Source organism: Haloplanus rubicundus (assembly GCF_003342675.1).
GTDB lineage: Archaea > Halobacteriota > Halobacteria > Halobacteriales > Haloferacaceae > Haloplanus > Haloplanus rubicundus.
Map to the genome: position 1 here is coordinate 2,276,857 of NZ_CP031148.1, position 12,877 is coordinate 2,289,733.

A 12,877-nucleotide genomic window follows, 5' to 3' on the forward strand; every position below is an offset into this window, starting at 1 on the left:
GATCGAACTACCAGTTTCTGACCCATGGAGACGCGATATCATACCTAACCGTGCCCCTCGCGTGGCGGTTTGTGGTAAGCGTGCCGCATACCCGTTCGCCGAGCCGCGAACAACGAGTGCGCTACACCGTGATCGAACTATGTCCACCGAAACAGACCGATATACGAGCAGCATCAACCGGCGAACCATCCTCCGGGGCGCGGCACTCACGTCCGTCGTGGGCTTCGTCGGCGTCCCGGCGTTCTCGACCCGCGCGCTCGCGACCGACGGGATACTCGACACCTGTGGCACACTCGACGTCGTCTGTGCCATCGACACCTCGGGGTCGCTGAGTGGCTCCGAAGTAGCCAACCTCGAAGCAGGGATCAACGCCTTCATCGACGAACTCCCGACGGACGGGAGCGTGCTGGTCGGGACGGTCGAGTTCGGAAACAACGGGGTCCGGAACAAGAACGACCTCCAGAACCCGAACGGGCTCACGGTTAGCGTCAGTTCGCCTCGGGGGAACACGCCGATGGCTGGCGTCATCGACCTCGCCGATCAGGCGGTGTACGGCGATTCCGCGGCGCGGAGCGACGCGGTGAAACTCGTCGTCCTGTTCACCGATGGCGGCCCGAACTACACGAACACCACCTACTCGGTGGGCGGGTACACCGCGCCTCGTGACGCCAGTTCGGACTGGTCCGCCGCGAGCGGCAACGGTACGTACGACAACGCCGACACGGCGTCCGCCACCGTCTCGGAGGGGGAGATGGCCGAAACGGCGCTCGTCGCGGCGTCGGTCAAGAGCCCGTCCGTCGGCGACGGCGACACCCTCATCGCGACGGTTTACGTCGGTGACAGCGACACCGAGGCGATGACGAGCGGTGCGATCACTCAGTACACCGACCTCCCGACGTACATGGCCGACCGGATTGCCAGCGGGCCGGAGTTCGCCATCGACGTCGACGTAGCCAACGTCCAGCGGCTCGTCGACGACTTAGTGGCCATCCTGGATGACCTGTGCTGTGCCCCGTGCCCTGCAGCCTTCCCGCTCAAGTACGAGTGGGTCGAGACCGACGACGCCGAGGGCGACTGCGCGGGCGAGTTCGTCGTCTACGACGCGGACGACCGGGTCGTCCCCGAAGTCGACGGTCTCAGACTCGTCTCGGTTACCTGTGACGAGGACGGCGAACCGCAGGAAGCCTGCTTCGAGACGACGCTCTGCGAACTCAGCTACGTGGTGAAGGCCGGTCGCGACACCGAGAGCGACACCGTGACGCCCGCTGACACCGACGGCGTGGTCTGCGTCTCGGGCATCGAGTTGGCCAATCCCCGTGGGAAGGTCGTCTCGCACGCCATCAGCAACGTCGTGTTCACCTGCCCGGAGGCGTGACCGGCGTCCGCTATCAGTAGGTATACCCGCCGATAAAGCCAGCCGCTTGCGGGTTACGAGAGGGTCGGGGACTACCCCTTTGTTCCGGAGCTGGGGGCCGCCGTTCGAATACCGCCACGCCCGCCTCACTCACTTCGTTCGACGCGCGTGGCTGAGTCCCCCTCGCTCACTGCGTTCGCTCGCGGGACTCCCGTCACGCCCGCTTTCTGGCCGAATGAAGCGAGGTTGAAAACGGTGACCGGCGATTCGACCCACACGAATCCGAGCGCCAGCGTGAAGCGCCGTCCGCTCCCGACTCACCCGTCGCCCACGAACGCTGCCGGCGACACCCGCCGGACGAACACCACCCCGTCGTAGACGACGCCGGGGGACGCCGGCAGCGGGACGGCGCCTCGCTCGGCGGCCCGCGGCACCGAGAACTGGACCGACGAGAGGCCGTCGAGCCACGTCCCGAGCGACGCGTCCGCCCGAGCAGTCTCGAAATCGAGGAAGAATCGGGGGTGATCGACCTCGGCGAGGGTCGCTTCGAGCGTCCCCTCGACCGGCCCGTCGAGGGCGTACGTCTCGAACGCCATCCGATCGTGGTTCGTCGGGGCGGCGAACGTGCCGGTGCCGAACAGCAGCCCGAGTGAGTAGTAGTCGTCACCGAACTCGTCGGTCAGATGCTGTCCCATCCGCTTCGGGCCGTCGCCGTCCGTTCGCATCGTGTGATTCGCGTTGCCGAGGACGACGACGCGGTCCGAGCCGGTCCAGTCGCGCAACCACGAGACGTTCGCCGCCATGGCGGCGTCACGGACGCGCTTTCCAGCCGCGTACGCCTCCGCATGCAGGTGTTTCTGGAACTGGAGGGCGCGTTCGAGGGTCCAGACGTGCCGGCGGGCGAGTCGCCACGCCGATTCGGAGCTTCGCTCGACGTATTCGGATCGCCTCGACCGGAGTCGCTCGCGGAGCGACTCGACGAGCGACTCCTGTGACGGGGTCATGTACGCGGGATCGGCCCGTTCGTAGCGCGGTTCCGTGAGCGGGTCGAGGTCGGCCTCGACCGTGGACAGGTACGCCGGATCGACCCGGTCGATATAGTCCCGAATCGCCGTCGCGTTCGCGTCGTGAAACTGGGTGTCGTAGCCGCGGACGGTCACCCGCTCGGCGTCGGGCCGGCCGTCGTTGAACTCGCGGAGCCACGCGAAGAGGCGCCGAACGCCCTCGGTCCGCCAGAAGTAGAAGTCGAGTGCGGCCATCGCGTCGTCGAGTGAGGTGTCGCCGCCGGCAACGTAGTCGTCGACGGGGGCGAAGTCGCCGAGCGTCCCTTCCATGGCGAGCAGGCGATAGTCGTGAGTCTCGACGAGTCGGCGGACGAGGAGTTGCGGTACCGTCTTGAACGCGGCAACACCGTGGGAGTTCTCGCCGATGCCGATCAGATCGGACCCGGCGAGCTGGGCGGCGACGGTGTCGAGACCGGGGGAATCGGCGGTCAGTTCCACGGGGACCGCAGCCCGCTCGATGGCGTCGGCGGGCGGGTCGGTGTCTGCGGGGGCGGAGGTGTCGGTCGGCGTCTCCGTCGCCGTCGCGGTCCGCGACGGCGAAGTATCGGTTCGAGTCGCACAGCCAGCGAGCGCCGCGGCGCCGGTGCCGGCCAGTGCCAGAAACCGGCGGCGCGTGCTCTCGTCGGTGGAGGGCATGACGACAGTCGTCACGGTTCGGCGGGCAGGGGATTATATCATACGAAGTCGTCCCGCAGGACGGGGTCACCCCTCGTCGTACAGCGCACCGACCTCGCTCGCCGCGAGAGGACGGGCGTAGACGTGCACGTCGTGAATCCGGCCACGGAACCGACGGTCCGACTCGTCGCTCGCGTCGGTTTCGCCACCGATGGTCGTGGGGCCGGCGTCGGTCCCCCACGGGCCGGTGTCGGACGGGAGCGTCGCTTCGAGACGCCCGTCGACGTAGAGTCGCCGCGTCTCGGCCGCGTCGTCGTAGACACCGGCGACGTGGTGCCAGGTGTCGGCGTCGACGACGCCGGTGGGCGTATCGAGGCTGATCGTGTCCTTGGCACGGCTGTAGAACCGCACCGCGCCGGGTCCCGGGTCGCCGAGCGACAGGGCGTAGCCCCCCGCGTCGTTCTCGTCGGCGGCGAAGATTCGCTGTCCGACTTCGGCGGGATCGACCGTCCTGATCCACGCGGTGATCGTCAGGCCGGTCCCGACCGGATCGGTCGGGAAGTCGGGGATAGCGACGTAGCCGTCCCTGCCGGGCACGTCGAACGTCGCCGCCTTCCCGCTGGGGCCGGGAACGAAGGCCACGTCCCCGACGACTGTCCCGTCGTAGTCGTTGCCGCTCGCGTCGTCGGCGGTGCCGTCGAGCGGGTAGTGCCCGAGAAGCCCCGTCGTCAGTCCCACGCCGTCGTTGCGCCGGCACTGCTCGGTGTAAAAGCCCAGATCGAACGTGACGCCGTCGCTCTGGAGGGCGTTCGCGGTTCCCGGGGGGACAGCCCACGCGAAGGCGACGGAGTGGGTGGTCGCGGTGTCGCCCCCGTCGGTCCCCGAGAAGCAGTTTCGGCCGGTGCCGCCGCCCGCCTCGGCCGCGAGGTTGCCGGCGAGGTCGACGCCGACGCCCGTCCCGAGCGTCGCGAGGACGTTGCGGAGCGAATCGACCAGCACCGTCGGCTCGGTCGCCGCAAGCGTCCCGTCCCCGTCGTCGACCCAGAGGAGCGCTAGCGTCCCGTCCAGCAACTCCACCGTCGCCGCGTCCTCTGTCGGGTCGTCACGCTCCGGTTCGGTGACGCCGTTCTCACTGCTGGCGCTCGCGCCGGCGTTCAGCCAGACGTAGCCGGGGTTGTCACAGAGGGCGAACTCGAAGGAGACCATCCCGAAGTCGCCGGGTTTCACGTCCTCGATGTCGACGACTGGGCGGTCGTCGCCCTGATTCGCCAGCCCCTCGGGCACGTTCAGGCCGTCGCACGGGGACTCCGCCATGGCGACGCCTTCCTCCCGTGCGTTGGCCATGAACTGGGTCGGGTCGTCGACGGCGATCAACCACGCGTCGTCGGCCGGGAGGCCGGTTTCGCCCTCTTGGAGGTCGGTCGCGTCACCGATCCGCTCCGCTCCGTCGTACATGCGAACCGAGACGCCGTCCCCCTCGTCGGCCGACCAGTCGGAGTACGTTTCGGTCCAGCCGACGGTCATATCGAGGGTCCCCGCGGTGAGTTGATTGTTCGCGAACGTCTCCGCGTCGCTGAAGAACGCGCTCGTCCCGAGTCCCGCGCCCGCCGACGCGATACCGACGCTGCCCAGCGCGGCGAGGGCCGTCCGTCTCGTGATGTCGAGTGTGTCGTCGTCGTCCATGGGCGGTCCGGGACGTGGTGTCAGCCCCGTGATCGGTCACACCCACTCGTCCGACCGAATTAGTTACTGGTTCGTTATTGGTGTTAATCCCCGACTAAGCGGCGGTAAGACTTCCCTAACGGGACGAGCGATCCGCCAGTGGACCGAGGAGCACCGTGGAGTCACCCGAACGCCCCGGCGACGATCAATAGGTATATACGTCGCTCCGGCAAACCCCGGAACGCGAGTCCCGATAGGGTAGTGGACTATCCTCTTGGCTTCCGGAGCCAGGGACCGGCGTTCAAATCGCCGTCGGGACGTTCTGGCGACACAATAACGCCGAGCGACAGCGAGGCGTCCGTGTCGCCAGAACGGAGACACGGCGATTTGAGCAGCGAACGAGCGAAGCGAAGTGAGTGAGTTCAAATCGCCGTCGGGACGCTCACTTCAGTCGTGACCTGACTTCGTCAGGTCACTCCTTCGTTCGGTCCCGACGAGCCCCACGCTCGCTAGCGCTCGCGTGGGACGCCGTCGGGACGCTCACTTCGTCGCTGGCGCTTCGCGCCGGCTGCCCGAGGGACCGGAGGTCCCTCGCTGCTCGCGTGGGACGCCGTCGGGACGTTCCATCGACACAATGACACCGAGCAACAGCGAAGCGATCAACTCAACCTATTTCTGCATCGGCCACCAAAGAGCGGTCACCATGCGCACGCTCCGCGAGGTGAACAGACAGCTTCTGAAGGCGATCGAGGCCCCACCGGACACGGGCGAAGAGGAGCGACTGGATCGGCTCGCGGCGAGTTTCTGGGCCCGGACGCGTCACGAGGAGTATCCGCTCGATCCGGGGAGCCTCTGTCGCCTGCGGTACAAGCTCCGACGCATCGCCGAACGGACACACGAGGAGCGGGCACACCACCTGTGGCGCGCTCGGGAGTTGCTCGACGAATACGCGGCAGAACACCCGCCACGACGGCAGACGTAGCCCGGTGGCGATGTAGTGAGGTTTATGCGGGCGTAGGGGCGAGAACGGAGCAACGATGCTCTCATCTACGAGACGCGGGCTCGTCGATGGCCTCCGCGTCGCCGTCGGCGAGGCGGGCTACGACCGCGACGTGGCGCCGTCGGATATCGAACTGGAGGCCTTCGACGACGAGGAGAAAGGCGAGTTCTCGTCCGCCATCTCGTTCGCTATCGGCGCTGCTGCCGGCGAGAACCCGATGGAAGTCGCCCACACGATCGCCGACGCCCACCGCGACCACGGTCTCCCGGAGGGCGTCGCGCGCGTCACCGTCGAGAACGGCCACATCAACTACCACCTCGACGCGACGGCGATGGCCCGGCTGACGCTCGGCGAAATCGACGCCGAGGGGGCGACGTACGGCGCCCGCGAGCGGGCCGATCCCGACCGAATCGTCGCGGACGTCTCCTCGCCCAACATCGCCAAACCCCTCCACGTCGGCCACCTCCGGAACACCATCCTCAGCGACGCGCTCATGAACGTCTTGGAGGAGCGGGGTCACGACGTGACCCGCGACAACCACCTCGGCGACTGGGGGACGCAGTTCGGAAACCTCCTCCACGAGTACGTCGAGTTCGGCGACGAGGCGGCCTTCGAGGACGACCCCATCGCCCACCTGCTCGAACTCTATCAGCAGTTCGAGCAGCGGGACGGGATGCTCGAGGACGTGGCCGACTTCGGTGCGCTGACCGAGGAGTTCGAGGACGCCATCGCCGCGGAGCGGGCGTACCACACCGACGACGGCAAGGCGTGGTTCGCACGTCTCGAGGAGGGCGACGCGGAGGCGGTCGACCTCTGGGAGGGGTTCCGCGAGGCGAGCATCGAGCGCTTCGAAGCCATCTACGCCGAACTCGGCGTCGATTTCGACCTCTGGTTGGGGGAGAGCTTCTACGCCCGCGAGGGGTGGAACGACGTGGTCATCGAGAAGGCCCTCGAGAACGACGTGGCGATGCGCGGTCCCGACGACTCCGTCTTCATCCCCATCTACGACGACGACTACGACGACGCCGGCGACCCGGACCGAGCCGACGTGGATCCGTCGCTCGACCGCGCCCGCGAGATGCTGGCGGAGGCCGGAAGCGTCGAGGAGGCCGACTTCGACGCCTTCTACATCGTCAAGTCGGACGGCTCGACGGTCTACGGCACCCGCGACCTGGCGACCATCGAATACCGGATTCGGGAGTTCGACGCCGACCAGTCGGTGTACGTCGTCGCGAGCGAGCAGAACCGCTACTTCCAGCAGCTGTTCGTCGCGGCGCGGAAGATGGGCTACGTCGACATCCACCTCGAACACATCGACTACGGGATGATCAGCCTGCCAGAGGGGAGCATGTCGACCCGGGGCGGACAGATCGTCACGGTGCGGGAGGTGCTCGACGCCGCTCAGGAGCGCGCCCGCGACATCGTCCGTGAGAAGGGCCGCAACGTCGCCGAGGACGAAATCGACGCCATCGCTCGGAAGATTGCCCTCGCGACGGTCAAGTACGGCATGGTCGGCGCGAACCGAGGCAAGGACATCACCTTCGACATCGACGAGGCGGTCTCGCTGGAGGGCGACACGGGCCCGTACGTCCAGTACGCGACGACCCGTGCGTACAGCATCCTCGACGCCGCCGAGGGCGTCCCGGCCGTCGACGACGTGGACCCGACGGCGTTCAACGACACGGACTACGACCTGATCTACCACCTCGGTCGCTACCCGCTCGTTCTCGACCGGTGTGAGGAGCGCTACGACGCCGCGCCGCTCGCCCACTACCTCCTCGAACTCGCGCACGTCTTCAACTCCTTCTACCACAAGAATCGGGTGCTCGACGCCGAGACGGCGGCCGAGGAGCGACTCGTCCTCACCGACGCCACGGCGCAGGTGTTCGAGAACGGTCTCGGCCTGCTGGGTATCGAGACGCTGGCCGAGATGTAAGGTTAAGTTTCGGTCGCCCGAGTCTCACGTCGTGCGCCGACGCGACGCCGCCCTCGTCCTGTGCTGTGTTCTCGCCGTGAGCGCCGGCTGTCTCGGGGTCGAGGTGGACACCGCGCCGTCGACGGCGACGCCGACGCCGGGGTCCGAAACGACCGTCCGCGTGACCGACGTCGTCGACGGCGACACGATTGACGTGCGCTTCCCCGACGGCTCGACGGACACGGTGCGACTCCTCGGCGTCGACACGCCGGAGGTCCACGTCGAGAACGACCCCGCGGAGTTCGAGGGAGTGCCCGACACCGAGGCGGGGCGGTCGTGTCTGCGCCGCCACGGGGAGCGGGCGAGCACGTTCGCCGTCGACCGACTCGCCGACCGCCGCGTGACCCTCCAGTTCGACGCCGCGGCCGGACGGCGCGGCGGCTACGACCGCCTCCTCGCGTACGTCGTCGTCGACGGAGCGTCGTTCAACGCCGCCCTCCTCGAACGCGGCCACGCTCGGCTCTACGACTCGTCGTTCCGGGAACGCGACCGCTACACGGCGCTGGAACGGGAGGCGCGCGACGCGGGACGTGGCGTCTGGGACTGTGCCTCGTGACGGGGATAGAGTGTGCGAGACGGTGACTACGGTGGCAAATTAATTACTACTACGCATTCACAAAGACTTTAGTATAACCAGAGAATATCCCGTGACGAGGATGACACCCACAGGGTTCCGCGCGAACGTGACGACGGACGGACGGACGGGGTGGGGGCAGGCGGTGGCGCGATGACGGCGACCAAGGCCGGACTCGCCGGGCAGTTGGCGGTGGTCGCCGGCTTCGAGAACCCGCAGGCCGCTCTCGAACAGTATCCGACGCCGCCGGAGTTGGCGGCGCACGTCGTCCACATCGCCGACCTGAACGGTGACGTGGAGGGACGGACCGTCGTCGACCTGGGCGCGGGGACGGGGATGTTCACGCTTGGCGCGGCGCTGCGCGGGCCGAAGCAGGCGGTCGGTGTCGAAATCGACCGCGACGCCCTCGAAATCGCCCGCGAGAACCGGCGACGGGTGGGCACCCGAACGGAAATTCACTGGATACAGGCCGACGCGACGCAGGCCCCCCTGTGTCCCGACGGCCCCACGACGGTCGTGATGAACCCGCCCTTCGGCGCCCAGGACGGCAACGAACACGCCGACCGCGCCTTTCTCGCCACCGCCGCCGACGTGGCGGACGTGTCCTACTCCGTCCACAACGCCGGGAGCCGGGAGTTCGTCGAGGCCTTCGCCGCCGACAACGGCGGCGAGGTGACACACGCCTTCGCCGCGGAGTTCGACCTCGACCGGCAGTTCGACCACCACGCCGCCGACCGGCGGGAGATCGACACCGAGGTCTTCCGGATCGTGTGGTCGTAGGTTTATTGTCGACCGGTGAGTGACGCCGATCGGGACCTGCCCGTCACCGATGGCACTTCGAGACCGGGTCGCGAGGGGACTGCTCGCGGTGTACGCGGCGGTGGAACTCGTCCGCGGCGTGACGGGGGAAGTGCTGTCCGTCGGCCTCTCGGTGGCCGTCACCCTCGGCGTCACGTCGACGACGCTCGGGACCGTCGTCGATGCGGGGTTCTTCTTTGTCACCTTCTACGTGTTCACGCCCGACGTGTTTCCGGCGGCGACCGACCGCCGCGACGACCCGGGGTTTCGAATCCTCGTCGCGGCCGTCTCGCTGGCGTTCGCGCTCCCCGCGTCGCTGGCGCTGTCGGCTTTCGGGCGGCTGACCGTCCCCTACGCACTCGTCGGTGGCTACCTGCTCGCGGCGACTCTCGTCGGTATCGCGACCTTCGCGGCGTACTTCCGACTCACCCAGTCCGTGCCGGTCGCCGATCCCCGTGGGGATGCGTTCGCGCTCGTTCGGGTCCGAAGCGAGGACGCCGCCACGGAACAGCGTCGGTATCTGCGACGGCTAGAGGCGCAGTCGGCGTGGCTCGGCACCGTCGTGCGCCTCCTCGCGGTCGTCGCGGCGGCCGCGACACATCTCGGCCCGTGCATCCTCTTCGGCGTCGCGGCCGCGACGCTCGGGAGCCTCTTTCCCCTCCTCGAACTGCTGGTCGTCGTCGGCCTCGTGTTGCAGGCCGGCCGCCGAATGGGCGTCATCGATCGATCCGCCCCCGACCTCGAATCGAGGGTTTACGACCGCCTGACCGCGGCGACACGGAGCGTCCGTGGCACCGCGGCCGTCCTGATGATCGTCGTCGGTACCCTGCTCGCGGTGTTCGTCGCCCTCCTCTGGCTTCGGATCGGAACGCGGCCGTGGCCGCTCGTGAACGCCCTCCGCGGCCTCGCGGCGAGTCTCGATCCGGCGTCAATCCACGACCCGCTCGCGGAAGCGGTCGCGCTCGTCGCCGCCGTCGGTCGGATCGTCGCCGTTCCGGTCGCCAGCGGGTACGCCATCTGGTACTGGATCCGCGCGCTCCGGTGGGTCGCGGCCGTCGAACGGGAATCCGGACCGTATCGGGTCGACGCCCCCCGTCCGCCGGGGCTACTGCTCGCCGCGACGGGGCTGACGGTCGGCTGGTTCGCCAACGCGGCGGCCTACCGGGTTGCCGGTCCGGCGGAGCCGGCTTTCGCCGCGGCGTGGCCCCTCCTCTCGCTGGTCGCACTCCACAGCGTCCGCCGGGAACGGTCGTCGACCGCGACGCCGGCGAGTGAGGCCCGCTGGCCCCTTCCGGCGGCGTTCGCAATCTACGCAGGCGGAGTGACGGCGTCGCTGGCGGCGACTTTCGACATCGAGTGGCGCATCGTCCTCGGCGTCGTCTTCCCGCTGTGGCTGTACTCACTCGGCGAGCTCCGCGAGCGGACGACGGGCGCGCGCGGCCGGCTACTCCGGCTCTGTCACGGCGCCCTCCTGTTCGCGAGCGTGTTCGCGCTCCGGGACCCGCTGGGCGTCACGCCGTTCATGCTTTGGCTGCTCGCGGGGGCCGTCGGTCTGCTGGCTGCCGGACAGTGGCTCTCCGAAGCCTTCGAACCGCCGAACACTGGCCGCTGACGGCGCCACCCGGTCGCGTCACTCGTAGGTCTCCTGTCGCGCGACTCGCACCCGCGTCGCGCCGTTGATGGCGTAGACCCGTCCCTCGACGTTGGCGAACTCCAATCCGCCGATAGACGCCGTCTCGTTGACCGCGGGCACGGGACCGGTGGCGGAGCGGTTCCCCAGCGAGACGTTGAGTCGGAACCCCTCGGGTGCGGCTTCGACGGTGACGTTCCGGCCGGCGACTACGGGGTCGGCGCGCACGGGCGGCGAGGTGTACGCGGTCACGTTCCGGTCGCCGTAGGCGAGGAACACTTTGTAGACGGTGCCGCCGCCGATGGCGTTCCAGCCGCGGCGCTGGACCCGGACCGTCTCGCGCCAGCCGACGCCGCCGACGAGTACGCCCCTCTCCCCGTCGAAGTCGAGTCGACCCTTCGAGACGGCGGTCATCCAGATGCCGCGCTCGCGGTTCCGGACGATCACCCCCGAGGTGTTGACCTGCGTCGTCTCGCCGAACGCCTCCACGTCGATCACCGACACCATCCCGTTGGGCACGTCCTCGGCGTAGGTCACCTCGTAGCCGCGCACCTCGATCGGGTCGCTCCCGCCGGGGAGGTCACCGCTCGAAGTCGTCGTCAGGTTGACCGGGACGGCGGGGCCGGCGAGCGCGGCCGTACAGAGCAAGAGCACCGTCGCGCCGACCTGCCAGCGGGGAACAGCCCTCACCGCCTTCGGGTCGTCGGGGGTCGGCAGGAGCGGGCGATCCGACGTCGCCACCGTCGCCGCCACGAGCGTCGCCAGCGCGACGACGAGCGCGACCCCGGCGGCGCGATAGAGGACGTACGTCTCGCCGCCGCGGTACCAGTAGACCGCCCACAGCGACTGGGCGACGCCGAACAGGGCGACGCCCACGGCGACCCGCGCGGCCGACGGACGGTCGTCACCGCGGGTACGGGCCAGCCAGACGCCGAGAAGCAGGCCCGTGAGGAGGCCGATAGCGTGGCCCTGGATGGCGATGTCGGCCCACCACGGCGAGGAGTACGAGGGGCCGGCGCTCGCCGACAGCGTCGGCTGTTGGAGCGCGCCGTAGAGCGTCCGGAGGCCGTTGCCGGCGGTGACCGCGACCACCGTCGTGATCGGATACCGAACCAGGGCAAAGCCCGCGAACGCGAAGACGACGCCCGAGAAGCCGATGACGGGACCGATGGCGAACAGCGCGGTGAAGAGACCGACGCCGACGACGGCCGCCGGGAAGACGACGAGCGCTCGCACGTACGGGTTCGTCAGCGGCGACGTGAACGTCTGGACGCCACGTTTCCGCGGGTAGTGCCCCCACGCGTACTCGGCGATGGGGGCGAGCACGAGCGTCCCGACGAGGTTGCCGATCAGGTGGCCGGCGCCGGAGTGGGAAAAGGCCGCCGTCGCCATCCCCAGCGGATAGAAGTACGACCACGCGCGGAAGGGGATGGTGACGGGGCGGTACCAGTGTCCCCAGCCACCCTGGACGAGTAGGTAGACGGCGAGAATCAACACGACGGAGACGAGCGTCCCCCACGGCACGCCGAGGACGAACCGTGCCCGGAGGACCCGCCCCCAGCGGCCGCGTGGACGGTCGAGGAGGGCAATAGCCACGAGCGCGACGAGAACCGACGAGAGAAGCGCCAGCCGAAAGAGCGTCGCCGCATCCGGGAGACCGAGCATGCCTTCCGTTCACAGGCCGCCGGTAATGAATCCGACGGGCGACGGCGGGGGAGCGCGGTCGCTACCGTGTGTCGGCTGCCGGACGACTCCGCCCCGCTCAGAGTTTGTTCTCGGCGTCCTCCGCGAGTTCGGCCATCCGCTTGCCGACCCGACCGGCGTCCGAGAACTCGTCTTCGCTCATCGCCGTCGCGAGCGCGTTTCCGAGGACGAACACCGCGTGTTTGTGCTCGCTTTTCGACTTGTGGACGTGCGAGGGGTCGACGCTCAGGGATTCGTACGGCTCGAAGATACTCTCGTCGACCGTCTCCTGGCTCCGGAAGTAGTTCATGATCGTCACCATCTGCTCGTGGAGTTCGAGGAGTTCCTCCTTGTGCATACGCCCGTCTACGGCGGTTGCCCGGTTAAGGATTATTGCGGTGGTCTCGCATGGTGACGGCCGGGTGACGTATCGAGCGCTCCAACACCCCCGCGTTCGTAGGGACTTTCGGAAGTCAGCAGCGATTCTCGCCGGGACGGTCCGGCGAGACTCTCTGGACAGTT

10 protein-coding genes and 1 tRNA gene are annotated in these 12,877 nt (G+C 68.5%); 7 read left to right on the forward strand and 4 right to left on the reverse strand.

Going from position 1 to position 12,877, the window contains the following annotated elements; all coding sequences use genetic code 11:
• Window positions 1–139: 139 nt before the first annotated feature.
• Complete coding sequence (locus tag DU484_RS12685) at window positions 140–1,375, forward strand: vWA domain-containing protein (RefSeq protein ID WP_157969569.1); 1,236 nt, start codon at window positions 140–142, stop codon at window positions 1,373–1,375.
• A gap of 296 nt (window positions 1,376–1,671) precedes the next feature.
• Here the strand turns inward: DU484_RS12685 and DU484_RS12690 are convergent, their stop codons facing one another.
• A complete protein-coding gene (locus DU484_RS12690; RefSeq protein ID WP_114606109.1) occupies window positions 1,672–3,054 on the reverse strand; it encodes an erythromycin esterase family protein in 1,383 nt (460 codons plus the stop codon).
• 66 nt (window positions 3,055–3,120) lie between these two features.
• On the reverse strand, window positions 3,121–4,716 hold the full coding sequence (locus DU484_RS12695; RefSeq protein WP_114606110.1) for a LamG domain-containing protein: 1,596 nt from the start codon (window positions 4,714–4,716) through the stop codon (window positions 3,121–3,123).
• A gap of 226 nt (window positions 4,717–4,942) precedes the next feature.
• Here DU484_RS12695 and DU484_RS12700 point away from each other — a divergent pair.
• The 6 genes from DU484_RS12700 (at window position 4,943) to DU484_RS12725 (ending at window position 10,654) form a co-directional block, all read left to right on the forward strand.
• Window positions 4,943–5,015, forward strand: a tRNA-Arg gene (locus DU484_RS12700).
• A 383-nt stretch (window positions 5,016–5,398) separates the two neighbouring features.
• Entirely contained in the window at window positions 5,399–5,677 is a 279-nt protein-coding gene (locus DU484_RS12705) for a DUF7553 family protein (protein ID WP_114606111.1), read from the forward strand.
• Between the two features lie 55 nt (window positions 5,678–5,732).
• Complete coding sequence (locus DU484_RS12710; protein ID WP_114606112.1) at window positions 5,733–7,631, forward strand: arginine--tRNA ligase; 1,899 nt, start codon at window positions 5,733–5,735, stop codon at window positions 7,629–7,631.
• A gap of 31 nt (window positions 7,632–7,662) precedes the next feature.
• Entirely contained in the window at window positions 7,663–8,226 is a 564-nt protein-coding gene (locus DU484_RS12715) for a thermonuclease family protein (protein WP_114606113.1), read from the forward strand.
• A gap of 171 nt (window positions 8,227–8,397) precedes the next feature.
• On the forward strand, window positions 8,398–9,024 hold the full coding sequence (locus tag DU484_RS12720; protein ID WP_114586366.1) for an METTL5 family protein: 627 nt from the start codon (window positions 8,398–8,400) through the stop codon (window positions 9,022–9,024).
• A 49-nt stretch (window positions 9,025–9,073) separates the two neighbouring features.
• Entirely contained in the window at window positions 9,074–10,654 is a 1,581-nt protein-coding gene (locus DU484_RS12725) for a hypothetical protein (RefSeq protein ID WP_157969570.1), read from the forward strand.
• 18 nt (window positions 10,655–10,672) lie between these two features.
• Here the strand turns inward: DU484_RS12725 and DU484_RS12730 are convergent, their stop codons facing one another.
• The gene (locus tag DU484_RS12730) at window positions 10,673–12,337 is read right to left on the reverse strand and encodes a rhomboid family intramembrane serine protease (protein ID WP_114606115.1); all 1,665 of its coding nucleotides are present in this window, start codon (window positions 12,335–12,337) and stop codon (window positions 10,673–10,675) included.
• Window positions 12,338–12,434: 97 nt separating this feature from the next.
• Window positions 12,435–12,713, reverse strand: a complete 279-nt coding sequence (locus tag DU484_RS12735; RefSeq protein ID WP_114586369.1) for a UPF0058 family protein — start codon at window positions 12,711–12,713, stop codon at window positions 12,435–12,437.
• Between the last annotated feature and the right edge of the window lie 164 nt (window positions 12,714–12,877).

Bases quoted from the DNA above. Each gene is read 5' to 3' on its own strand.
- DU484_RS12695 (WP_114606110.1), bottom strand. From the start codon at position 4,716: ATGGACGACGACGACACACTCGACATCACGAGACGGACGGCCCTCGCC.
- DU484_RS12705 (WP_114606111.1), top strand. From the start codon at position 5,399: ATGCGCACGCTCCGCGAGGTGAACAGACAGCTTCTGAAGGCGATCGAG.
- DU484_RS12685 (WP_157969569.1), top strand. From the start codon at position 140: ATGTCCACCGAAACAGACCGATATACGAGCAGCATCAACCGGCGAACC.
- DU484_RS12735 (WP_114586369.1), bottom strand. From the start codon at position 12,713: ATGCACAAGGAGGAACTCCTCGAACTCCACGAGCAGATGGTGACGATC.
- DU484_RS12690 (WP_114606109.1), bottom strand. From the start codon at position 3,054: ATGCCCTCCACCGACGAGAGCACGCGCCGCCGGTTTCTGGCACTGGCC.
- DU484_RS12710 (WP_114606112.1), top strand. From the start codon at position 5,733: ATGCTCTCATCTACGAGACGCGGGCTCGTCGATGGCCTCCGCGTCGCC.
- DU484_RS12720 (WP_114586366.1), top strand. From the start codon at position 8,398: ATGACGGCGACCAAGGCCGGACTCGCCGGGCAGTTGGCGGTGGTCGCC.
- DU484_RS12730 (WP_114606115.1), bottom strand. From the start codon at position 12,337: ATGCTCGGTCTCCCGGATGCGGCGACGCTCTTTCGGCTGGCGCTTCTC.
- DU484_RS12725 (WP_157969570.1), top strand. From the start codon at position 9,074: ATGGCACTTCGAGACCGGGTCGCGAGGGGACTGCTCGCGGTGTACGCG.